This is a genomic window from Rhizobium sp. NPDC092011 (assembly GCF_044756305.1).
Classification (GTDB): Bacteria; Pseudomonadota; Alphaproteobacteria; order Rhizobiales; family Rhizobiaceae; genus Rhizobium.
This window is the reverse complement of sequence record NZ_JBIVSO010000003.1, coordinates 308,388-331,160: the sequence shown is the minus strand read 5'-3', so window position 1 is coordinate 331,160 and position 22,773 is coordinate 308,388. Positions and strand designations below refer to the sequence as shown.

Genomic DNA, 22,773 nt, shown 5'->3' with positions numbered 1-22,773 from the left:
GTGAGGATTCGCCCTTTCTCATTCATCAACAGCGGGAGCCTTCGCGTCAATGAGCGCAATCAAACTTTCCAGCCGATCCGCCTCGTATGGCGGCTTGTCGGGCCGCAGCCGGGCGATGCGGGGAAAACGCATCGCAACGCCGGATTTATGACGGGTGGAGCGGTTGATGCCTTCAAAAGCCACCTCCAGCACGAAGCCGAAATCGCGATCGGCGCGGACAGCCCTTACCGGGCCAAACCGGTCGACCGTATTGTTGCGCACGAACTTGTCGAGCACCTCCAGTTCAGCATCGGTGAAACCGAAATAGGCCTTGCCGACGGGCACGAGCTGCTCACCCTCCGGCGTGGTCGCCCAGACACCGAAGGTGAAATCGGAATAGTAGCTGGACCGTTTGCCGTGACCACGCTGCGCATACATCAACACGGCATCGACATTGTAGGGATCGCGCTTCCACTTGAACCATGGCCCCTTGGCCCGTCCGGCAAGATAGGCGCTATCCCGGCGCTTGATCATGACGCCTTCGATTACCGGATCTGGCGGTGACGAGCGCAACCGATCGAGTTCTTCCCATGAGGAAAAATCGACGAGCGGCGAGAGATCGAAGCGGTCGTGCGGCGCTGCCTCGACAATCTCCGTCAGCCGCTCGCGCCGATCGAGAAAGCCGCGAGCGCGAACGTCCTCAACACCGTCGAACAGAAGATCGTAGGCGCGGATGAACGCCGGGAACTCTTCCAGCATTTTTGCGGTAACGGTCTTGCGATTGAGGCGCTGCTGCAGATCCGAGAAGCTGCGCGTCGCGCTGTTGGAACGCACCGTACCGCCGACCAGCAGCTCGCCATCCATGACGCCTTCGAAGCTTATCGCATCGACGATATCGGGAAAGGCACCGGAAATATCGTCGCCCGAGCGTGAATAAAGCTTGCTCGTGGCTCCCGAGCGCGAAAGCTGTACACGGATGCCGTCCCACTTCCATTCGGCCGCGAAATCGCGGGGATCGAGTCCATCGAGATCACCTGGCTCGACCGGATTGGCAAGCATGACGGAATGGAAGATTGCCGGCGTCGCCAATATCGGCTTTTCAGCTTCCCCCTCAAGCCAGCCGAACAGGCTTTCATAAGGTGGCTGCAGACCATGCCAGAGCGTTTCGATTTCAGTCACGTCCTTGCCGCCGAGTTCGGCCAGCGCCTGTTTGGCGAGACGGGCCGAAACGCCGATGCGCAGGGCGCCCGTTGCAAGCTTCAGAAAAGCGAAGCGACCCGACGTATCGAGCCGATCCAGCAGTTCGCGGACGAAACTGCGCACCTCGGTACGCCCCAGCGCATTCATGCGGCGCACGACGTCGCCGAGCCTCGGCTGGTCACCGGCAGGGCGCTCGACATCGCTCTCCTTGTCCCAGACCAGCGAGATCGTCTCGGCAAGATCGCCAACATAATCGTAGGAATAGCGAAACAGCACGTCGTCCATGCGCTCCAGAACGAGTTCACGCAGCATGGCAGGCTTGACGTTGCGCACCTCCAGCGTGCCGGCAATGGCGGCAAGGCCATAGCCGCGATCGGGATCCGGCGTGTCGCGGAAATAGTCGGTCAGCAGCTTCAGCTTGCCGTTGCGGCTCGGCGTCAGGACCAAGCGGTCGAGAAGGTCGGCAAAAGCTTTCATCAATCGCCCTCGTCTTCGTAGCCGATGAGATGCAGCGGCTTGGCGGCTATGCCCTGCAGCTCGCACCAGCGTACCAGCGCCTCTTCGCGGCCGTGGGTGACCCAGACCTCGCTCGGCTTCAGATCGGAGATGGTCTCGGTCAGCTCTGGCCAATCGCAATGGTCCGATATGACCAGCGGCAGCTCGACGCCGAGCTGCTTGGCACGCTGGCGCACCATCATCCAGCCAGAAGCGAAGGCCGGCAGCGGATCATGGAACCGCCTTGCCCAGCGGTCCTGGAACGTGGATGGCGGCCCGACGACGACCGCGCCTTGGAAGATCGATTGGTCGCGGCTTTCTATGGTGGCCGGCTTCAACTCGCCGAGCGCGATACCCTGGCTGATGTAATAGTCACACAGGGATTCCAGCGCGCCATGAATGTAGATCGGCTTGTCATAGCCGGCATCGCGCAGTAGCCGAATGACGCGTTGCGCCTTGCCGAGCGCATAGGCGCCGACCAGATGGGTTCTTTCCGGAAACTGACGAAGCGAGGCCAGAAGCTTGCGTGTCTCCGCCATGGGATCCGGATGATGGAACACCGGCAAGCCAAAGGTGGCCTCGGTAATAAATACATCGCAAGGAACCGGTACATAGGCGGCACAGGTCGGATCGGGGCGCCGCTTGTAATCGCCCGAGACGACGATGCGCAGCCCATCCTTCTCCACGGCAATCTGTGCCGAACCCAGCACATGGCCTGCCGGATGGAAGCTGACCTTCACTCCGTTGACCGTTACCTCTTCGCCGAACGCAACCGCCTGCTCCGATCCGGCAAAATTATCACCGTAGCGGATGCGCATGATATCGAGCGTCTGGCGGGTGGCGAGCACATGGCCATGTCCCGAGCGGGCATGGTCGGAATGGCCATGCGTGACGAGCGCCCGCTCGACCGGCCGCACGGGGTCGATGTAGAAGCCACCGATCGGGCAGAACAACCCTTCGGGCGCGGGGTAGAGCAGTTGATCAGGTCTCATGATTCAAGAGGATAGCGCCATTCGCGCGTTTAGGTAGCGATCACGGAGCTTTTTTAATTGCGACGGCGCTCCGGCTGCCGGTCCGGCAGATCGAAAACAAGCACATCCTCGCTATAGGGTTTGGCTTTCGCCACGACGACACCATTCGGATCGACGATCGCGCTGCTGCCATAGCTCACCCAACCGTCATCGTTGCTGCCGACCACATCCGATGCCATCACCCAGCATCCGGTGTGCCTGGCGCATATCTGCATGCTCGATATGCCTGGCTTATGCCACCTCTCCGCCTTGTGTGCCCTGAGCATCAGATTGATGGGATTGCAGATGAGACCGGCGCCCTTCTGAGCTAAACGGCGCGCTGTATAAGGGTACCTCAGGTCAGCGCAGATATTGATGCCGAAGCGCCAGCGCCCTGCCTCCCAGACGGGGAAATCCGTTCCGGGCGAGCAGCCGCTTTCGAGCGGATGGGCCTTGGCATAGACGCCAACGATTCGCCCTCCCTTGGCAACCAGCGAGCTATTATGGAGCGCGGCGCCCCGCTTCTCGAAAAGACCGACGATCGCCGTCGTCCTGCCCGGGGCGCAGCGAGCCACAAGCGCGTTCAAGCAGGGATCGTCTAGGGAAAGCGCGCGGCGCCTGGCAATGGCCTCGTCGTAGCTATGCCCCTGCAGGTAGCATTCGGGGAAAAGCGCGAGATCAATTCCCTGCGTTTCGGCCCAAGCCAGATCGCGCGTCAGGGTCTCGGCCGCCTGCTCGACGGCATCAAAAAGAGCCAGACGTTGAAAGGCCGCGATCCGCATATGGCAGAGCTAGCATGGCCGGTGAGTCGCCCCTAGATCGTTTCCGGCTTTCCTTGAATCGCGGAAGTGATCTACCTCCTTGTTTCCTCGTGTGTTCCGGACGGAAACCACTGCCCAGTTTTCCAGAAAGTGCTCCATCGCCGACCGGCCGAGTGGCTATCGCTGTCCGTGCCTGATTGGTTAAGGAAAAATACAAGGCGCGCGCCGTCCAGCCGCACCAAATGCCTGCGAACCATAGCCTGAGACCCCAGATGTGCCAAAACGGCACAGATTTTCCTGGCACGATTTCTGCTTCAGCATTGCCGTTTCGGGAGTTCGTCATGATCCACCGCCGTGCCTTCCTCGCATCACTGGCTGCTTCGGCCACCGCCGGCCTGTTCGCGCCAGGCATCTTCGCCGCGCCGCTTGCCAGAACAAGCGGAGCGGATCTGCGTGGATCGATCGACGCCATTGCCTATAAAACGACACCAGGCACTAGTGATATGAAAAGCGGCAGACTGCAGGCGTTGATCGACAACGCTGCTCGCACCAACACGCCGCTGTTCCTGCCGCCGGGTAACTACACCGTGTCGAACCTGACGCTGCCCGACAATACGCGCATCACCGGCGTACCCGGCGCCACGCGTCTTATCTATGGCGGTGACGGCCATCTGATGAATGCCGACAAGGCCAAGCGCATCGAGCTTTCCGGCCTCGTGCTCGATGGCGGTAATCGCTGGCTGGCCGACTACGCCGGAGGCCTTTTGCAATTTACCGGCGTTGGCGATGTACGGATCGACAATTGCGAGATATCAGGCAGCCGCAAGCACGCGCTGCAACTGGAGCGCTGCGGCGGCCGGATCGAGCGCAGCCACATTTCCGGTGCTGCGGAGGCCGGGATCTATTCCGTCCAATCCACCGGATTACAGGTGGCGGGCAACAGCGTCGAGGATTGCGGCAATGGCGGCATCCTCATCCATCGCTGGGCCAAGGGCGAAGACGGCAGCAGCGTCACCGACAACCGCATAGCGCGCATCCGCGCCAATAGCGGCGGCACGGGCCAGAACGGCAATGGCATCAATGTTTTCCGTGCCGATGGCGTGCAGGTTTCCGGCAACCGCATCAGCGATTGCGCCTTCTCCGCCATCCGCGCTAATTCGGCATCGAATGTGCAGATCTCCGGCAACCAGTGCCTGCGCTCGGGCGAGACGGCAATCTATTGCGAATTCGAATTCGAAGGTGCCATCATCAACAACAACCTGATCGATGGCGCCGCTAACGGCATTGCCGTCACCAACTTCGACAATGGCGGCCGGCTCGCAACCGTCACCGGCAATGTCGTTCGGAACCTGTCGGCAACGCCGCCCTACGCCCAGGATGTCGGGCTCGGCATCGGCATATCAGCTGAGGCCGATACGCTGATTTCAGACAATGTCATCGAAAACGCGCCACTCTGCGGATTGAGGCTCGGCTGGGGACCCTACCTTCGCAATGTCAGCGCCACAGGCAATATCGTCCGCCATGCCGGTATCGGCTGCGTCGTGTCCGTGGTGGATGGCGCCGGCTCGGCCGTCATCTCCAACAATATTTTCCAGGAAATGGAGAAGGCCGCGATTATGGGCTTTCGCTGGGACAAGGCAGCCTCCGGCGATCTCTCCGCTGGAAGCTCGCAATTTCCGCAACTGACCCTGGCGAATAACAGGGTGGTTTAAGCCTGCCGCCAGTTCGGCTGCCGCTTTTCGAAGAAGGCTGTAATGCCCTCCTTCGCCTCTTCGGTTTCCCAGGCGTCAGCCAGTTGCTCGACGACATCGTCGATCATGCCGTCGGTGATCGGCCTGCCGACCGAGCGGGCCAACGCCTTTGCGCGTGCCGCAGCCTGCGGAGAAGCAGAGAGGAAATGGCGGATCTCGGCCTCGACGGCTTCGTCCAGTGCCTCCTCGGCAACGACCCGGGACAGCAGGCCGGTGGCATGTGCCTGCCACGCGTCGATGATCTTGCCGGAAAGGAAGAGCGGGCGGGCATGCGCCTCACCGATACGAGCGACCACATAGGGGCTGATCGTGGCAGGGATGATGCCGAGGCGCACCTCCGTCAGGCCGAAGCGGGCCGTCGATGCGGCGATGACCATGTCGCAGACGCTGAGGACGCCGATGCCGCCGCCAAATGCATTGCCGTGTACACGGGCAATCAGCGGTTTGGGCAGCTCGTTCATGGCCTTGAACAGCATGGCGAGCCGGCGAGCCTCGACCATGCGGCCAGCGCGCGTCGCGTCAAACTGCGCCCGCATCCAGCCTAGATCTCCGCCCGCACAAAAGCTCGCCCCCTCGCCCGTGAGCACGACGACGCGGACCGTCTTGTCATTGCCGAGATCGCGGACTGCCGACGTCAGGGCATCGATCATCTCGGCCGAGAGCGCGTTGTGCTTGTCCGGGCGCGCCAGCGTGAGGCGGGCGACGCCGCGTTCATCGGTGGCGATATGGATCGTCTGCGACGTCATGAACTGCTCCTGAGACTGCGGGCAAAGGCGGCGGCGCGGGCGAGCTTCTCCTCGTCGAGGCCGGTCTCGTAACCATGTGCCGTCAAATAATAGTGGACCGCGACGGTATCGACATTGCCCTTTGCACCGGGGGCGAAAGGACAGCCGCCGAGACCACCGGCGGCGGCATCGAACACGCGCAGGCCGCGCTCGAGGGCAACGGCGATGTTGTCGAGCGCGCGGCCGGACGTGTCGTGAAAATGTCCAGCGAGAGTCGCAGCCGGAAGTTCGTCCAGAACCGCAGCAAGCATGCGATCCACAGCCTCCGGCGCACCTCTGCCGATTGTGTCGCCGAGGCTGATTTCATAGCAGCCGAGCGCCCGCAATTGCCAGGCGACATCGGCGACGCTCTTCGGCAGCACTGCCCCTTCATAAGGGCATTCGACAACGCAGCTCACATAGCCGCGCAACGGAACGCCGCGATCGCGGCTTGCGGCAGCCACGGGCCGGAAGCGCTCGATGCTTTCGGCGATCGAGCAATTGATATTGCGCTGTGAGAATGTTTCGGAGGCCGACGCAAAAATCGCGACCTCATCGGCACCTGCCACGATTGCCGCTTCGAAGCCCTGCATGTTCGGCGCGAGCGCCGCATATCGCACGCCCGGCCTGCGCTCTATCCCGGCCATGACCGCGGCGGCATCAGCAAGCTGCGGCACCCATCTCGGGCTGACGAAGCTGGTGACTTCGATACGGTCGAAACCGCTATCGGAAAGCAGGTTGACCAGCTCGATCTTGCGCGCGGTATCGATCGGCTGCTTTTCGTTCTGCAGACCGTCGCGCGGCGCCATTTCGACGATGGTGACATGGTTCGAATGCTCCTGCATCATGTCGCATCCTCCGGGCGAAGCGACAGCAGCACAGCGCTCTCGCTGGTCTGATCCCCTTCGCCAACATTCAAGCTCTCGACGATACCGTCGCGCATCGCCGTCAGCGTCAGCTCCATCTTCATGGCCTCCATGACGATCAGCGCCTGTCCCTTCGCCACCACATCGCCCTCGCGGACGCGGACGATCTTGACGAGGCCCGGCATCGGCGCGATCAGCCGATCACCTCCGGCGGCCGCCTCTTCGCCGCCATCGAGCGGATCGTGGCGATGGAAGTGATGCGTTTGCCCATCCATGAACAAGGTCGTGCCGTTCGATGCCTCGAACACGGTGACGCTTGATTGGCGGCCATCGATCTCGACCCGGCGGGCTTCTCCCTCTCCCGCCAAAAGCCGGACCAGAAGGGTACGCCCCTCAAGCGCGACGCTGAAAAGTGCCTTTTCCTTTGCGGCCACGCGGCAATGCGTCTGTCCGCTGTCATGGTGCAACGTAACGGGACGGCTCGCTTCGCCCCAAAGCTGCCAGGGGCCGAGCGAAAGCCAGGGGGTATCTCCATCCGCCTGAGCAAAACCGCCAGCCTCAACGATCGCAGCAACGGCCAGAGCGGCATCGTCCGGCTGCTGCGCCGAGGTCAGCATCTCCACGTCACGGTCGATCAGCCCGGTGTCCGGGTGGCCGGCCGCGAAATCCGGGTGGCGGCTGAGGCGAATGAGGAAATCGAGATTGGTGGTGGTCCCGGCGACCTGCGTCTGCTCCAACCCGCGCGTGAGCCTGGCAAGGGCGGACTGACGATCCGGCGCATGGACCGTCAGCTTGGCGATCAGCGGATCGTAGTGCGGGGTGATGGTATCTCCCTCGCGCACGCCCGCATCGATGCGAACATCGCCTGCGGGAAAACGCAGGTGCGAGAGCGTGCCTGTTGCCGGCAGGAAGCCGCGCGAGGGGTCTTCTGCATAGATGCGAGCCTCGAAGGCCCAGCCGTTTATGGTGAGCTCATCCTGAGACTTCGGCAGCGGTTCGCCGCTCGCGACCCGCAATTGCCATTCCACCAGATCGACGCCGGCGATTGCCTCGGTGACGGGGTGCTCGACCTGCAGGCGGGTATTCATCTCCATGAAGAAGAAGCGATCCGGCGACAGGCCTTCGGAAACATCGGCGATGAATTCGACCGTGCCGGCGCCGCGATAATCGATGGCGCGGGCGGCGCGAACGGCCGCTTCGCCCATGGCGCGGCGCATCTCCTCCGTCATGCCGGGAGCCGGCGCCTCCTCGATCACCTTCTGGTGTCGGCGCTGCAGCGAGCAATCACGCTCGAAGAGATGAACAGCCTTGCCGTGGCTGTCGCCGAAAACCTGGATCTCGATATGCCGCGGCTTGATCAGGTATTTCTCGATCAGCACCGCATCGTCACCGAAGGCGGATTTTGCCTCGCGCTTTGCCGCCTCCAACGAGGAGGCGAAATCCTCCGGCCGGTCGACGCGGCGCATGCCCTTGCCGCCGCCGCCCGCCCGCGCCTTGATGAGGACCGGAAAACCGATGCCATTGGCCTGCTCGGCCAGGAAGCCGGGTTCCTGGCCATCGCCGTGATAGCCGGGAACGACGGGCACGCCGGCGCGCTCCATCAGCGCCTTGGCGGCATCCTTCAGCCCCATGGCGCGGATCGAGGCCGGCGACGGGCCGATGAAGACAAGGCCTGCAGCCTCAATGGCTTCGGCAAAGTCCGCGTTTTCAGAGAGAAAGCCGTAGCCGGGATGAATGGCCTCCGCACCGGTGCGCTTTGCCGCCGCAACGATCTTTTCCTTCGAAAGATAGCTTTCGCTCGCCGCCGCCGGTCCGATGTGAACGGCTTCATCGGCCAGGGCCACATGCAAGGAACCCCGATCGGCATCGGAGTAGACAGCGACCGTGCGGATGCCCAGGCGCCTTGCGGTGTTGATGACCCGGCAGGCGATTTCGCCGCGATTGGCGATCAGTATCTTCGAGAACATCGGCAAATCCTATTGCGCGGCAATGACTTCGACTTCGAGCAGCCAGGCGGTGTCGAAAATACCGGCAATCACCACCGTCATGGCAGGCGTGAGAGCCCCCAGATATTCGGCGCGGATCTCGCGGTTTTCCATCGTATGATGCCGGTCGGCGAGAAAGACCGTGACCTTGACGATGTCGGCCTTGCTCATACCGGCAGCCTTCAACTGGGCGTCGACATTGAGCCAAGCCTGACGCGCCTGCGCCTTGAACCCCTCTGGAAGAGTATCGTCCGATGTCAGCGGGACCTGGCCACTGACAAAGAGCAATCGCTCGAAGTTCTCGAGCTTTACCGCCTGTGCATAACCGCCGCGCGGCTGCGGCGCATTCTTCGCATTGATGGCATCGCGTTTCATCTCCGTCTCCTCACATTCTGAACAGACCGAAGCGCGTGTCTTCGATCGGCGCGTTGAGTGCTGCTGAAAGCGACAGAGCCAGGACGTCGCGGCTCTTGCGCGGATCGATGATGCCATCGTCCCACAGGCGGGCCGAGGCATAGAGCGGGTGGCTCTGGGTTTCGAACATCTTGAGCGTCGGCGCCTTGAAGGCGGCCTCTTCCTCTTTCGTCCAGGGCTTACCGGCGCGGGTCAGCGCCTCGCCGCGCACCGTGGCGAGCACGCCCGCCGCCTGCTCACCGCCCATGACGGAGATGCGGCTGTTGGGCCAGGTCCAGAGGAAACGCGGCGAATAGGCACGGCCGGCCATGCCGTAATTGCCGGCACCGAAGGAGCCGCCAATCAGCATCGTGACCTTGGGAACCTTGGTCGTGGCCACAGCAGTCACCAGCTTGGCACCGTTCTTGGCGATGCCTTCCGTCTCGTATTTACGGCCGACCATGAAGCCGGTGATGTTCTGCAGGAAGACCAGCGGGATCTTGCGTTGCGAGCAGAGCTCGACGAAATGCGCGCCCTTCAGCGCCGATTCCGAGAAGAGCACGCCGTTGTTGGCGATGATGCCGACTGGAATGCCGTGAATATGGGCAAAGCCGCAGACCAGCGTCGTGCCGTAGCGTGCCTTGAACTCATCGAGGCGGGAGCCGTCCACCACGCGGGCGATGACCTCACGCACGTCATAGGGGGTGCGCAGATCGGAGGGGACGATGCCGAGGATTTCTTCGGGATCGTAGAGCGGCGCTTCCGGCGTTCGAAGCTCGACACCATCAGGCTTGCGACGGTTGAGATTGGCAACCGCCTGCCGGGCGAGCGCAAGCGCATGGGCATCGTCACGCGCCAGATGATCGGCAACGCCGGACAGGCGTGTGTGCACGTCGCCGCCGCCGAGATCTTCGGCCGAGACCACCTCTCCTGTCGCCGCTTTGACCAGCGGCGGACCAGCGAGAAAGATCGTTCCCTGCTTCTCGACGATGATGGTTTCATCCGACATGGCAGGCACATAGGCGCCGCCCGCCGTGCAGGAACCCATGACGACGGCGATCTGCGGAATGCCGGCCGCCGACATATTGGCCTGATTATAGAAGATACGGCCGAAGTGATCGCGATCCGGAAAGACCTCGTCCTGGTTCGGCAGGTTTGCGCCGCCGGAATCGACAAGATAGATGCACGGGAGATTGTTTTCCGCCGCGATCTCCTGCGCACGAAGATGCTTCTTCACCGTGACCGGATAGTAGGTGCCGCCTTTGACCGTGGCATCGTTGCAGACGATCATGCAGTCACGGCCGGAGACACGGCCGATACCCGCAATCAGGCCGGCACCCGGAGCCTCGTCGCCGTGCATTCCGTGGGCCGCCGTCGCGCCGATTTCTAGAAACGGCGTGGCGGGATCGATCAAGCCGGCAACGCGATCGCGCGGCAGCATCTTGCCGCGGTTGACATGCCGTTCGCGCGCCTGCGCTCCGCCACCTTCCGCCGCTTTCGATGCCGCAGCCTCGGCAACGCCGATCGCCTCCAGCAACGCGGCGCGATTGTCGCGGAAGCGCTCCGAATGCGTCGATATCTCTGATTTCAGGACGGTCATGCGGCCTCACCGATCAAGTAAAGTAGAATTGGAAATCAGGCCGTTTCGCCAAACAACTCGCGGCCGATCAACATGCGCCGGATTTCGGACGTGCCGGCGCCGATCTCATAGAGCTTGGCGTCGCGCAGCAGCCGTCCGGCAGGATAATCATTGGTGTAGCCGTTGCCGCCGAGCGCCTGGATACATTCGAGCGCCAGCGCCGTCGCCTTCTCGGCGGAATAGAGAATGCAGCCGGCGGCATCCTTGCGGGTCGTCTCGCCGCGGTCGCAGGCGGCTGCCACCGCATAGACATAGGCGCGCGCGGCATTCATCGTCACATACATATCGGCAAGTTTGCCCTGCATCAGCTGGAACTCGCCGATGGACTGGCCGAACTGCTTGCGCTCATGCACATAGGGCAACACCACATCCATGCAGGCAGCCATGATGCCGACGGGACCGCCCGACAGCACGACCCGCTCATAGTCAAGGCCCGACATCAGCACACGAACGCCGCCGTCGACCTGCCCCAGGACATTTTCCTCCGGCACCTCGCAATCGACGAAGATCAGCTCGGAGGTATTCGAACCGCGCATGCCGAGCTTGTCGAGCTTCTGACCGACCGAAAACCCTTTGAAACCCTTCTCGATGAGAAAGGCGGTGATCCCGCGTGGACCGGCATCCGGAGAGGTCTTGGCGTAGACGACGAGGACGTCGGCATCAGGACCGTTGGTGATCCACATCTTGCTGCCGTTCAGCACATAGCGATGACCGCGCTTTTCGGCATGGAGCTTCATGGAGACGACATCCGAGCCGGCGCCCGGTTCCGACATGGCGAGCGCACCCACATGCTCGCCTGAAATCAGCTTCGGCAGATAGCGCTCCTTCTGCGCCGTCGTGCCGTTGCGGTGGATCTGGTTGACGCAGAGGTTGGAATGGGCGCCGTAGCTGAGGCCGACGGAGGCAGATGCACGGCTGATCTCTTCCATGGCAACAGTATGGGCGAGATAGCCGAGCCCGGCACCGCCGAAATCTTCCTTGACCGTAATCCCGAGCAGGCCAAGATCACCCATCTCCCGCCACAAGTGCATCGGGAAACTATTGTTTCGATCGATCTCGTCGGCAAACGGAGCGATGCGGCGGTCGGCAAAGCGGCGCACCTGCTCGCGCAGTGCATCGATGTCCTCGCCGAGCGCGAAATTCAGTCCCCCTTCAAACATCCGGCTTCTCCTCTGGTACTTCCCGAACACTCGCCTCTTGCGAACGTATGTCTTGTTGTCCCTGCTTCAAGCTACGGACCCCATGGTCACGCGGCATTGGCCGGCACATGTTGCTTTTCGCGTGGCGTCTCATAGGCCACCAGCTTGTCGGCAATGCTGGTCATGACCCGTTGAGCGGCCTCCTCCTTGACCGGACCGAAGCCTCTTATCTCATCAAACAGCGAAAGGATGGCAAGGGCTTCGGCTTCGTTGTCGTGGCGCAAACCGTCAAGCACACGACCGGCAATCCGTTCATATTCGGCAATCAGGCGACGTTCGAACCGGCGCTCGCCCATATAACCGAAAGGATCGAAAGCCGTTCCCCGCAGACGCTTCAGCGGAGCCAGCATGCGCAGCACCGGCAGGATCCAGGCACCGAACTCACGCTTCTTCGGCCTGCCGTTCGGATCCTTGCCGCCAAGGATCGGCGGCGCAAGATTAAGCGCCAGCCTGAAATCGCCCTCCATCTCCTCGCGCAGTTGCGCTTCGAAAGCGGGATCCGTCAGAAGCCGGGCAACCTCGTACTCATCCTTGTAGGCCAGAACCCGCCCATAGGTCACTGCAACGGCGAACGGCACCTTGTCCGACAGGCGCTCTTTTGCTGCCAGCGCATTGGCATGAGCGACAAAGCGGCCGTAGCGTTCGGCAAGCGCGGCATCTTGATAGGCCGTCAAATGTGCTTTGCGATGCCTGACGAGGTCATCGAGGCCCATATCCGCCAGCGTCTTGCGTGCATCCGGCTCAGCGATCATAGCTTGCACCGCCTGCGGATCATGCGCCAGAAGCCGGCCCCAGTAGAAGGCGGAAAGGCTGGCCTTGACCGCAACGCCGTTTAGCTCGATCGCCTTCTCAATCGCCTCCAACGACAGAGGCAGCAGGCCGCGCTGCCAGGCGAAACCGGTCAACAGAATATTGGTCGATATGGCGTCGCCGGTCAGCTCGGTTGCGACGCGATTGAAATCGAGGAAGACGGATTTGTCGCTGACGGTCTTTGCGATGGTGTGCTGGATCGAGCCGGCCTTGAAATCGAAATCGCGATTGCGCACAAAATCTGCAACCGGCATCAGACCGGTGTTGACGATGGCCGTGGTGCGCGCCTGGGAGCAGAGCGTGATTGCATCCTTGGACGCACCGACGACCTCGTCTGCGGCAAAGAGCAGATCGGCGCCACCGTTGACAATGCGTGACGAGGTGACGTCGTCCTGGTTGAGGCCGATGCGCAGATGGCTCATGACGGCGCCGCCCTTCTGGGCAAGGCCAGCCATATCGAGGATCATCGGCACCTTGCCGTCAAGATGCGCGGCCATGCCGAGGATGGCGCCGATGGTCAGAATGCCCGTGCCGCCGACACCGGCGATCGCGATGTTCCAGGGGCGATCGGCGATGACAGGAATCTCAGGCAAGGGCATTTCGATATCGGCATGGGCGAGCGCCTTCCGCTTCCGGCGCTTACCGCCATGAACGGTTACGAAGGACGGGCAGAAGCCTTTGACACAGGAGAAATCCTTGTTGCAACTCGACTGGTTGATCTGGCGCTTACGGCCGAATTCCGTCTCAAGCGGCTCCACTGAGATGCAATTCGATTGCACCGAGCAATCGCCGCAGCCTTCACAGACTGCCTTGTTGATGAAGACGCGCTTGGCCGGGTCTTCCATCAGCCCGCGGCTGCGGCGACGGCGCTTCTCGGCCGCGCAGGTCTGGACATAGACGATCGCCGAACAACCTGCGGTGTCGCGCAGCGTCAGCATCACCTGATCAATATGGTCGCGATGGAGTATCTTGACGCCTGGCGCCAGCTCGGAGGGGCGATAGGCATCGGGATTATCGGACAGAAGATAGATCGGCCTGACGCCCTCATCATGCAACTGCTTCGTCACCAGTTGCGGCGTCAAGTGACCGTCGATCTGCTGGCCGCCGGTCATGGCGACGGCATCGTTGTAGAGCAACTTATAGGTGACATTGACCTTGGCCGCGACGGACTGGCGGACGGCGAGAATGCCGGAGTGAAAATAGGTGCCGTCGCCGAGATTGACGAACATGTGCTTTTCGTCGGTGTAGCGGGCGATCGCCGTCCAGGGCACACCTTCGCCACCCATCTGGGTAAAGGTCTCGGTGTTGCGATCCATCCAGGTGACCATGTAGTGGCAGCCAATGCCGGCGGCGGCGCGGCTGCCTTCGGGAACGCGGGTGGACGTATTGTGCGGACAGCCGGAGCAGAAGAATGGTGTGCGGTTCAGCGGCGCGACATGGCTTCTGCTGATCTGGCCACGCTCGGCAAGATAGGCAAGCTTGGCGGCGATGCGATCATGCAGACCCTGGTCGAGATCGAGTTTGACGATGCGCCCGGCGATTGCCCTGGCAACGGCACCGACGGTCAAAGCCGAAGACAGGCTGAGATAGGGTTTGTCATGCTCGTCGAACTTGCCGACGATGCGCGGACGGACATCGGAGCGCCAGTTGAACAGCTGCTGCTTGATCTGGTTTTCGATGATCTCGCGCCGCTCCTCGACGACGAGCACCTCGTCCAGCCCTTCGGAGAAGTGCCGCACCGCCTCCGGCTCAAGCGGCCAGGGCATGCGCACTTTCAGAATACGCAGGCCGATCGCCGCCATTTCCCTCGGACCGATCTCGAGCTCACGCAGCGCCTGCAGCACATCCTCATAGGCCTTGCCGGACGAGATGATGCCGAAGCGGGCATTGGGGACATCGTGCGTAATTTCGTCGACGCGGTTCGCACGAGCAAAGGCGATGGCCGCATAGGCCTTGTAATTCTGCAGCCGGTCATCCTGCATCAAGGGCGGATCGGGCCAGCGCAGATTGAGGCCGCCGGGCGGCAATTCGAAATCGGTAGGCAGTACGAACTGCCGCTTCTCGCCGGAGAGGTCAACGGCTGCCGTCGTCTCAACCGTATCGGCAATGAACTTCATGCCGACCCAGCAACCGGAATAGCGCGACATGGCGATGCCGAGCAGACCGTATTCGAGGAACTCGTGGATGGACGAGGGGTAGATGACAGGCATGACCGCCGACATGAATTCATGATCGGTCTGGTGCGGAATAGTCGAGGATTTGGCGGAGTGATCGTCGCCGGCAAAACAGAGGACGCCGCCATGTCTGGAGGTGCCGGCGGCATTGCCGTGCTTCAGCACATCGCCGGACCGATCGACGCCAGGGCCTTTGCCATACCAGATGCCGAGCACGCCGTCCTTGCGGGCACCGGGCGAGAGGCCGACCTGCTGCGAGCCCCAAACGGCCGTTGCAGCAAGATCCTCGTTGATGCCAGGTTGGAAGGTGACGTCGTGCGCGTCGAGGTAAGTTTGCGCTTTCAAAAGCTGCTGGTCGTAGCCGCCGAGCGGCGAGCCCCGATAACCGGAAATGAAGGCTGCCGTGTTGAGACCGGCGGCGCGGTCGCGCCGCATCTGGGTCATGGGCAGACGTACCAACGCCTGCAGGCCCGTCATGAAAACGCGGCCGTCCTCTGCCGTATATTTGTCGTCTAGCGAAACGCCGGTCGCAAGCATCTGCTCTCCTCCCGAGATCGCAGTCACCGATTGCCCATATGCATTTCACCGGATGCCTCCTACCGCATCCGACGAAAGCCGTGATTGGACGGTAACATGCAGCGCCGCTAATTTCTGAACGAAGGCTAAGCCTCTGCAGCATGATTTGCAAAGATTTCGGGCGGTTGACGGATGTTTTCGTGCTTGGCGAGCAAACGGCACTCCCATCCATCACGAGCTTTCATCGCAGATATCAGCGCCAGGGCCTTTTACTCCCACGACCCGCCCAATAATGTCGCGCCGACTCGAATCTGGGAGACCTCATATGCTGACGATCTACGGTGTCTATCGCTCGCGCGCCTCGCGCAATTACTGGATGGCGGAGGAGCTCGGCATCGCGTTCAAATCCGTACCGGTCATCCAGGGCAGCCGGCTTGCCAATCCGCTCGCCGCCGATGCACCGATCAACACGCTGTCGCCGGAGTTTGTGGCCGTCAATCCGATGGGAATGATTCCGTGCATCAAGGACGGCGATCTCATCCTGCATGAATCGCTTGCCATCAACCTCCACCTCGCGCGCAAATACGGTGGTCCGCTTGCCGGCAAGACTGTCGATGAGGAAGGGTTGATGACCATGTGGACCATGTGGGCCGCAAACGAAGTCGAGCCGCACAGCGTCGCAATCGTACGCATCTACGACAATGCGCAGGAGAATAGCGAGCAAGGCAAGGCCGGGATCGCCGTTGCCTGCCGCTCGCTGAAGCGACCGCTCGCCGTCTTGGAAAAACATCTGCAAAATCAGGAATATCTTGTCGGTGGCCGCTTCACCGTCGCCGATCTCAATCTTGCGGAAGTGCTGCGCTACGCCCAGACGGAACGGGAGCTCTTCGACACCCATCCTGCGGTGAAGGCATGGATCGAACGCTGCCAGTCGCGTGCCGCCTACAAGGCTATGCAGGCTACCCGCGGCAAAGAGCCGGTCTGATAGAGAGTAGAGACGGGGATGATGTCGGCCGCGATCCCTCACTCGTTTCGGCATCACCCTTTATCGGAAGAGACGCATGCTCTCTTCCATTTCCTCACGGATCCAGGCTTTGAAAGCGGTGACCTTCTTCGGTTCCCGCACACCTTCGGCCGTAACGAAATAGTGGCCGAAGCCGGTCTTGGCGCGGATGCCGAAGGGATCGACAAGGCATTTCTGCTCGAGGGCATAGGCGGCCAACGTCTGCCAGGCGAGCATCACGCCCTGCCCCGCCATGGCAGCATCCAGGCACAACGACGCGTCGTTGAAGATGTGCCGCTCTTCCATGCCATGGCCTGACAAGCCGGCTTCTTTCAACCAGACCTCCCAGCCGAACATCGCGTGGCCGTCGATGACGGCCGGCACCTTCAGGAGATCGGCAGGCTCGCGGAGCGTAGCGGCGACCCGTGGTGTGACGACCGGAAACACTTCCTGCGCCAACAACAGCTCGGATTTGACATCCGACCACTGCCCGTTGCCAACCCGAATGCCGATATCGACATCCGACGTTGCGGGATTGATCAACCGCGTGGTGGCGTCGATGCGCAAGCGGATATCGGGATGGCGATTGGCGAAGCGATCAAGCCGGTATACCAGCCAGCGGGCAGCGAACACCGGGGCAACGGAAATGGTGAGGATGTTCTCATCCTTATGCTGCGCGACCGCCACCGCTGCCGATAAAGCCCTGAAGCCCTCTCCAAGCCGGGCCAGTGCTGCCGCACCCGCTTCGGTCATCATCATGCCCTTCGGCGTGCGTTCGAACAGCGGCCGGCCCAATTGCGCCTCGGCCTTTATGACCTGCTGGCTGACCGCACCGATCGTCACGCCCAGTTCGTCCGCAGCCGCCTGCAGGGAACCCAGCCGCCCCACCGCCTCCACGGCTCGAAGACCGTTCAAATGCACGCTGTTGAGATTTCGCATATAGAATATCTATATCAGCATCTCGTCATTCTCAATTGAATAAGACAGGGATCGGCGCGATTATTGCAGCATGGAATTGAAACCTGCCGCCGCCCGACCGGCTGATGCCCTCATGGTTGCATCAATGCGTAGATCTCAGGAGGCATGCCATGTCTATATTGAAGCTTTTCTTCAGTCACCTGCTGGACGAAGACCCCAAGCGGGACGGCGACCCGCTACAGCACCCTATGCTCGCCGCAATGTCGCTCGAAGAACTGGCCGACTTGCCGCTGATGCCGGAAAATCTTGGACGCCCTATGGACAAAGGAACCGTTCAGCCGGAAGAATGCGCGTAAGAGGAATCCGGATCCACGCGCGCAGACATGACAACGAACGTCGACATGGATGCCATAGCGGAGCGGCTGCAGCGTCTTGTGGCTCAAGCCCGGCTGCCTGAAGTCGAGCCCGGAACACATTACGGCCTACCGGCTTTCAAAGTCGGCGGCAAAGCTTTCGCGACGGTGAAGAACAACGAGACCATCGTCTTGGCCTTACCGATCGACCGCAAGGAACAGCTGATGGAAATGGCGCCGGAGATCTATTTCCAGACGGATCACTATGTCGGCTGGCCTGCTCTGCCCCTGCGGATCGCCATGATCGGAGACGAGGAGCTCGAGCTGCGCTTGATCGAGGCGTGGCGATACCGCGCCCCGAAAAAACTTCTGGCAATATTCGGCTGACGCGATCAGCCCGCTTCGACGGCAAGCGCCTTCTTCACAGCCGGGCGCTCGAGCATGCGCGCGTAGTGGGCACTGACCTTTGCGAACTGGTCGCGATCGACACCGTCTCCCGGCAGCCACTTTGCGATCGTGAAAAGATAGCCGTCCGCCACGGTGTATTGATCGCCCATCACCCAAGGCCCCTTGAGCATACCGTCCTCGATAAGCGCGAAGCTCTCCGTCATGGTTTGCGGCACCTTGGCTTTCATCGTCTCGATGGCTGCGGCATCGTCCGTCCAGCGATAACCACGCCCCTTGTGCGAATGGTTGATATGGACGGTCGACGACAGATAGCTGTTGAAGGCCTGCATCTGGGCGAACGCGAAGGGATCGTCGAGCGGCGCCAGCTTTGCGGCGGGCACGATCTGGGCGAGGTAAGCCAGAATCGCAACGTTTTCCGTAATCAAGCCCTTGTCCGTGACCAGCGCCGGCACACGCCCTTTGGGGTTGACGGCCAGATACTCCGGCTGGCGCTGATCGCCATTGGCGAGGTTGAGGCGCCGGGGCTCATAGGCGAGACCGGATTCTTCCAGGGCGATGAGGCTGGCGAGAGCACAGCTTCCGGGCGCGAAATAGAATGTCAGCATGTTCCGTTCCTCGATTGGATCCGACCGGAAGCTAAAGGCAAGCCGAGCAATACGGAAGTGCCGATACTGATACCTTCTACAAAAGGTTTTGATCGATCGGGCATGCATGCCCATCCTCATGAGGGTAAACCATGAAGATGGGCGAGCGTGTCAGGCGCAGCCGGGAACGTCTTCCAGCTTGTACCAGACGGGAATGCCGCGCTCGCGGGCAATGCGGACATCATTATCCGCCCCCTTCGAATCGCCCGGCAACCTCAAAACGCCCTCGCAAAGCTGCAGCAGACGGCCGGCGGTCGGGTGGAAGATCTCCTCGTAAAGATCGTCGCCGATGCTCTTGCCGCCAGCGGCATGCCAGACCGGCAAAGCGACCCATTCGCCGATCATCGGCAGATGTCCAGCCTTGAACAGGGCGTAGGACGGCTCCTCCAGACGCTTGAGGTTCTCGGCCATCTTCTTCGGATCGTCCCCGGTGCCGGAACGATAGGGCCCGGCGATCAAGATCAACATGTCGATTCTCCATTTTTCCTCCTGCCTGCTGCAGGAATTTGCACGAATATGCGCATATTTTCTTGAATGTCGAATCGATTCTGATAAATTCACGAATATTCATGAAATTTCGTGCGGAAACGAACATGCTCACCAGCCAACGCAAAGCCCTCATCCTCGACCGATTGCGCCGCGACGGCCAAGTGATCGCCAAGGCCCTGGCCGATGATCTCGACCTGTCGGAAGACACGATCCGCAGGGATCTGCGGGAAATGGCTGCGGAGAAGCTGCTGAAGCGCGTGCATGGCGGCGCGTTGCCGCTTTCGCCCGAGCTGCCGGATTTCTCGGCGCGCCAGGCCGTTTCATCGGACGAGAAGCGGCGGCTTGGCGCATTTGCGGCATGCATGATCGAACCGGGGCAGACAGTCTTTCTTGACGGAGGCACCACCAACGCGGAGATCGTCCGCCACCTGCCGAAAGATCTCGCCGTCACCATCGTCACCCACAGCCCGACGATAGCGGGCGAGCTGGAACATCACCCGGCCGTCGACGTCATCCTGATAGGCGGCAAGCTTTACAAGCACTCGATGGTGGCAACAGGTGCCGCGGCCATGGCGGCAATCGCCTCCATACGAGCCGATATTTTCTTTCTCGGCGTCACCGCCGTTCACCCGGCGCGGGGCGTCTCCACGGGCGACTTCGAAGAAGCTGCCATCAAGCGACATATCGCTGAATGCTCCGCGGAAACTTACGTGCTGGGCACCGCGGAGAAACTAGACGCGGCGTCGCCATGCCAGATCCTGCCGATGACTGATATCTCGGGCCTGATCGTGCCGTCAGATCTTCCCGAGGAAAGCCTGGCGCCCTATCGCAACGCCGAAGTGCCGATTCTGCTCGCGTGAAGGGAGCTTTGCCACAAGGAGCTGGAACAAGACGTGGCGATGGGATTTAGATGTGGACGAACATGATCCGGTCGAAGATTGATCCTATCTCAAGCTGAGAGGGCCTGCCCAGCAGCGATTGCCGATCAGGTCCAGCTCAAACCTTGCAGATTACGGTCGAACATGAACGAACGCCGCATTCACCAGATTTTTGAAATCAGCATCCTGCTGAAAGGCGCCCATGCCCTGATCGAATGCATCAGCGGCCTGATCCTGGCACTCGTCAGCACGGAATCCATCCTGCGTCTGGTGAATTGGCTCGTACAGCCCGAACGGCTCAACGACCCCAAGGATTTCGTGGCGAGCCACCTACATGCCTGGGCGCAGGATTTCTCCGTCAGCACCAAGAATTTCTACGCCTGGTATCTCTTGAGCCATGGTGTAGTGAAGGTGCTGCTCGTCATCGGCTTGCTGAGAGGCAAGATGTGGGCCTATCCGGCATCGCTGGTGGCGCTCGGGTTTTTCATCGCCTACCAGCTGTACCGTTTTACAGATACGCACGGCATCGGATTGATCATCCTCACCGTCTTCGACCTGTTCGTCATGGTTCTCATCTGGCACGAATACAAGATCGTCCGGCAACATGTGCCGGCACGATAGAGCGCCGTGTTTCCTTTCGGAAACACAAAGGTCGCTCTATCTCTTTTATTCTACTCGTCAGGCTCTCCGAAAATCGGTCCCGATTTTCGGGCCGATGCTGTAGGCCAGAAGCCGAACTGCTGGCGGGAATTTAGGCCGTCAGGGCCGAAGCCGGCCTGATATCGCCGACATGGATGCCGTTCCAGTTCTTGAAGGACTTGTTGGCGATCGCCATCAGGCCGGCATGCACGGCACCGTCCTTCTCGAAGAAGCGCGCAAGCGTTGCGGCAACCATGACTTCCGTAGCACGGCCGGTGCCATCGTCGCATTTCAGAGCGATGGCGATGCCCTGTTCCGGGATCGCAGCGCAGAACACGCCTTCAGCGCCGGTCTTGGCGAAGATGCGGCCGGGAGCAACCTGCATCAGCTTGGTGCAGGCGCGATCGGTGCCAGCCACGTAAAACGGCTCAGCCATGCAGGCCTCGAACAGCCGGCGCGATGCCTTGGCGCGCAGCGGCTCAAGGTCGACGCCGGTTGCCATCTTGGCAAAGCCATGCGCCAGCCCCTTGAGCGGCACTGCATAGGTTGGGATCGAGCAGCCATCCGTGCCGCAATTGTCATGGCCGAGAACGGCGCCGGTCAGGTTCTGCATGGTGTCGCGGATCTGTTGCTGCAGCGGGTGCTCGTAGCCGACATAGCCCTTGGGATCGATATCCTGATGGCAGCAGGCGCAGACGAAGCCGGCATGCTTGCCAGAGCAATTGTTATGCAGCGCAGTCGGCTTGTCGAGCGTGCGCGCCTGGTGGATGAGGGTCTTCTGATCGGAAGACCAATGCGCGCCACATTCCAGCGTGCCGACATCGCGGCCGGCGCGCGCCAGCATGGAAGCGGCAAGCGCAACATGCTCGTCCTCGCCATTGTGGGAGGAGCAGGCGAGCGCCAGTTCCTTGTTGCCGAAGCCATAGGCGTCTGCGGCGCCGCTTTCAACCAGCGGCAGGGCCTGCATTGCCTTGCAGGCGGAGCGCGGAAATACGCCTCTGTCGATATCGCCGACCGAAAAGACCACCTTGCCGTCGCCATCGACCGCAACGATGGAGCCGCGGTGACGGCTCTCGACCAGATTGCCACGAGTGACTTCGACGCAGACGGGATTTGACATGATGGAATGCAGCCTTTGATTTGCGGGATGGCCACTGATAGCCGCTGTGCCGCGGATTGCCAATCTCCGATCACGCCCGATCGAGGCGAAAAAAGCGACCGCTCAAGCTGCGGCGCGGATGCGATAGGCGCAACGCCTCGCGCCGAGCAGAATATGCTCCTCGCGCTCTACCTGCGCGCCGAGTATTGCACGAAAGGTCTCCAATTCCGATCGGCAGAAGCCTGAGCAGGCGCTCGCGGCGGTGCAGATCGGGCAATGATTCTCCACCAGGACGAGCGTGCCATCATCCTCCTGCCAGTGGTCGGCCATATAGCCTTCCTGCGTGCGGATGGCGGCCAGACTCGCAACGCGCGACGGAAGATCTTCGTCAATGTTGATCTGTGCACGGTAGCGCCGAAGCGTTTCGGTTTCGCGCGCCGAGATGACGATATCGACGGCGCCCTGCCCCAGCTGGCTGACCATGGTCGATAACAGCGTGGCCGTCAGATCCGCATGGCCGTCCGGAAATTGGCGGTTACCGGCGACGGTGAGATGCCACAGCTGCCGGGGCCTGCCTCTTCCCGAAGCTGCTTCCGCCACGGGCTCGACCAGTCCCTCCTCCGCCATCTTCGTCAGCTGCTGACGCGCGGCCTCCGACGATATGCCCAACGCATCGCCGATCGCTGCGGCAAGCTGCGGACCATCGGTTTTCAACAGGATCAGAATTCTGTTGGCAGGTGATTGACGCATTTTTCCAAGTTATCTCTTGTTTTAATTCGATCGTCGTGCAATTTTCCAAA

General features: G+C 61.3%; 21 protein-coding genes. 6 read left to right on the top strand and 15 right to left on the bottom strand.

Features of this window, described 5'->3' with window-relative positions:
* Nucleotides 1-18 precede the first annotated feature (18 nt).
* Genes ACIQJ2_RS16815 through ACIQJ2_RS16805 form a run of 3 tightly spaced genes read right to left on the bottom strand, consistent with a single transcriptional unit; the run spans nucleotide 19 to nucleotide 3,466 of the window.
* Complete coding sequence (locus tag ACIQJ2_RS16815) at nucleotides 19-1,656, bottom strand: cisplatin damage response ATP-dependent DNA ligase (RefSeq protein ID WP_199145940.1); 1,638 nt, start codon at nucleotides 1,654-1,656, stop codon at nucleotides 19-21.
* A complete protein-coding gene (locus ACIQJ2_RS16810; protein WP_400667359.1) occupies nucleotides 1,656-2,666 on the bottom strand; it encodes a ligase-associated DNA damage response exonuclease in 1,011 nt (336 codons plus the stop codon). The genes ACIQJ2_RS16815 and ACIQJ2_RS16810 overlap by 1 nt, the downstream gene beginning before the upstream one ends.
* A 53-nt stretch (nucleotides 2,667-2,719) precedes the next feature.
* Complete coding sequence (locus ACIQJ2_RS16805) at nucleotides 2,720-3,466, bottom strand: carbon-nitrogen hydrolase family protein (protein WP_400667361.1); 747 nt, start codon at nucleotides 3,464-3,466, stop codon at nucleotides 2,720-2,722.
* A 320-nt stretch (nucleotides 3,467-3,786) separates the two neighbouring features.
* On the opposite strand from ACIQJ2_RS16805, the gene ACIQJ2_RS16800 reads away from it, so the two are divergent.
* Nucleotides 3,787-5,157, top strand: a complete 1,371-nt coding sequence (locus ACIQJ2_RS16800; protein WP_400667363.1) for a TIGR03808 family TAT-translocated repetitive protein — start codon at nucleotides 3,787-3,789, stop codon at nucleotides 5,155-5,157.
* Here ACIQJ2_RS16800 and ACIQJ2_RS16795 read toward each other — a convergent pair.
* The 7 genes from ACIQJ2_RS16795 to ACIQJ2_RS16765 all read right to left on the bottom strand — a co-directional run bounded on the left by ACIQJ2_RS16795 (nucleotide 5,154) and on the right by ACIQJ2_RS16765 (nucleotide 15,563).
* Nucleotides 5,154-5,942: a crotonase/enoyl-CoA hydratase family protein gene (locus tag ACIQJ2_RS16795; protein WP_400667365.1), complete on the bottom strand. Its 789-nt coding sequence runs from the start codon at nucleotides 5,940-5,942 to the stop codon at nucleotides 5,154-5,156. The genes ACIQJ2_RS16800 and ACIQJ2_RS16795 overlap by 4 nt on opposite strands.
* On the bottom strand, nucleotides 5,939-6,808 hold the full coding sequence (locus tag ACIQJ2_RS16790) for a hydroxymethylglutaryl-CoA lyase (RefSeq protein ID WP_400667367.1): 870 nt from the start codon (nucleotides 6,806-6,808) through the stop codon (nucleotides 5,939-5,941). Before ACIQJ2_RS16790 ends, ACIQJ2_RS16795 begins: the two co-directional genes overlap by 4 nt.
* On the bottom strand, nucleotides 6,805-8,793 hold the full coding sequence (locus tag ACIQJ2_RS16785; RefSeq protein ID WP_400667369.1) for an acetyl-CoA carboxylase biotin carboxylase subunit: 1,989 nt from the start codon (nucleotides 8,791-8,793) through the stop codon (nucleotides 6,805-6,807). The genes ACIQJ2_RS16790 and ACIQJ2_RS16785 overlap by 4 nt, the downstream gene beginning before the upstream one ends.
* A 9-nt stretch (nucleotides 8,794-8,802) precedes the next feature.
* Nucleotides 8,803-9,186 carry a RidA family protein gene (locus tag ACIQJ2_RS16780; protein WP_199150930.1) on the bottom strand — a complete coding sequence of 128 codons (384 nt, stop codon included), beginning with the start codon at nucleotides 9,184-9,186 and terminating at the stop codon, nucleotides 8,803-8,805.
* 10 nt (nucleotides 9,187-9,196) lie between these two features.
* A complete protein-coding gene (locus ACIQJ2_RS16775; protein WP_400667371.1) occupies nucleotides 9,197-10,804 on the bottom strand; it encodes a carboxyl transferase domain-containing protein in 1,608 nt (535 codons plus the stop codon).
* A 35-nt stretch (nucleotides 10,805-10,839) separates the two neighbouring features.
* Nucleotides 10,840-12,003 carry an isovaleryl-CoA dehydrogenase gene (locus tag ACIQJ2_RS16770; RefSeq protein ID WP_400667373.1) on the bottom strand — a complete coding sequence of 388 codons (1,164 nt, stop codon included), beginning with the start codon at nucleotides 12,001-12,003 and terminating at the stop codon, nucleotides 10,840-10,842.
* Between the two features lie 86 nt (nucleotides 12,004-12,089).
* Entirely contained in the window at nucleotides 12,090-15,563 is a 3,474-nt protein-coding gene (locus tag ACIQJ2_RS16765) for an indolepyruvate ferredoxin oxidoreductase family protein (RefSeq protein ID WP_400667375.1), read from the bottom strand.
* Nucleotides 15,564-15,867: 304 nt separating this feature from the next.
* Here ACIQJ2_RS16765 and ACIQJ2_RS16760 point away from each other — a divergent pair, with 304 nt between their 5' ends.
* The gene (locus ACIQJ2_RS16760) at nucleotides 15,868-16,527 is read left to right on the top strand and encodes a glutathione S-transferase family protein (RefSeq protein WP_400667377.1); all 660 of its coding nucleotides are present in this window, start codon (nucleotides 15,868-15,870) and stop codon (nucleotides 16,525-16,527) included.
* Nucleotides 16,528-16,587: 60 nt separating this feature from the next.
* On the opposite strand, the gene ACIQJ2_RS16755 is transcribed toward ACIQJ2_RS16760, so the two are convergent.
* The gene (locus tag ACIQJ2_RS16755; RefSeq protein WP_400667379.1) at nucleotides 16,588-17,484 is read right to left on the bottom strand and encodes a LysR substrate-binding domain-containing protein; all 897 of its coding nucleotides are present in this window, start codon (nucleotides 17,482-17,484) and stop codon (nucleotides 16,588-16,590) included.
* A gap of 149 nt (nucleotides 17,485-17,633) precedes the next feature.
* Between ACIQJ2_RS16755 and ACIQJ2_RS16750 the strand changes: the two genes are divergently transcribed.
* Together ACIQJ2_RS16750 and ACIQJ2_RS16745 are read left to right on the top strand one after the other, a co-directional pair.
* Nucleotides 17,634-17,819, top strand: a complete 186-nt coding sequence (locus tag ACIQJ2_RS16750; protein WP_199150936.1) for a hypothetical protein — start codon at nucleotides 17,634-17,636, stop codon at nucleotides 17,817-17,819.
* Nucleotides 17,820-17,846: 27 nt separating this feature from the next.
* Nucleotides 17,847-18,203 (top strand): MmcQ/YjbR family DNA-binding protein, encoded by a 357-nt coding sequence (locus ACIQJ2_RS16745; protein ID WP_400667382.1) that lies wholly within the window; start codon nucleotides 17,847-17,849, stop codon nucleotides 18,201-18,203.
* A 5-nt stretch (nucleotides 18,204-18,208) separates the two neighbouring features.
* Here ACIQJ2_RS16745 and ACIQJ2_RS16740 read toward each other — a convergent pair whose 3' ends face one another.
* Nucleotides 18,209-18,829, bottom strand: coding sequence for a glutathione S-transferase N-terminal domain-containing protein (locus ACIQJ2_RS16740; RefSeq protein WP_199150938.1), 621 nt, complete (start codon nucleotides 18,827-18,829; stop codon nucleotides 18,209-18,211).
* Between the two features lie 150 nt (nucleotides 18,830-18,979).
* Nucleotides 18,980-19,336, bottom strand: a complete 357-nt coding sequence (locus ACIQJ2_RS16735; protein ID WP_184701129.1) for a DUF4406 domain-containing protein — start codon at nucleotides 19,334-19,336, stop codon at nucleotides 18,980-18,982.
* Between the two features lie 125 nt (nucleotides 19,337-19,461).
* On the opposite strand from ACIQJ2_RS16735, the gene ACIQJ2_RS16730 reads away from it, so the two are divergent.
* Both ACIQJ2_RS16730 and ACIQJ2_RS16725 read left to right on the top strand, forming a co-directional pair.
* On the top strand, nucleotides 19,462-20,217 hold the full coding sequence (locus tag ACIQJ2_RS16730; protein ID WP_400667384.1) for a DeoR/GlpR family DNA-binding transcription regulator: 756 nt from the start codon (nucleotides 19,462-19,464) through the stop codon (nucleotides 20,215-20,217).
* A gap of 162 nt (nucleotides 20,218-20,379) precedes the next feature.
* Nucleotides 20,380-20,856 carry a DUF2127 domain-containing protein gene (locus tag ACIQJ2_RS16725; RefSeq protein ID WP_199145007.1) on the top strand — a complete coding sequence of 159 codons (477 nt, stop codon included), beginning with the start codon at nucleotides 20,380-20,382 and terminating at the stop codon, nucleotides 20,854-20,856.
* Nucleotides 20,857-20,986: 130 nt separating this feature from the next.
* Here ACIQJ2_RS16725 and ACIQJ2_RS16720 read toward each other — a convergent pair whose 3' ends face one another.
* Entirely contained in the window at nucleotides 20,987-21,994 is a 1,008-nt protein-coding gene (locus tag ACIQJ2_RS16720) for an asparaginase (protein WP_400667386.1), read from the bottom strand.
* 102 nt (nucleotides 21,995-22,096) lie between these two features.
* Nucleotides 22,097-22,723 carry a helix-turn-helix transcriptional regulator gene (locus ACIQJ2_RS16715; protein WP_400667388.1) on the bottom strand — a complete coding sequence of 209 codons (627 nt, stop codon included), beginning with the start codon at nucleotides 22,721-22,723 and terminating at the stop codon, nucleotides 22,097-22,099.
* Nucleotides 22,724-22,773 lie beyond the last annotated feature (50 nt).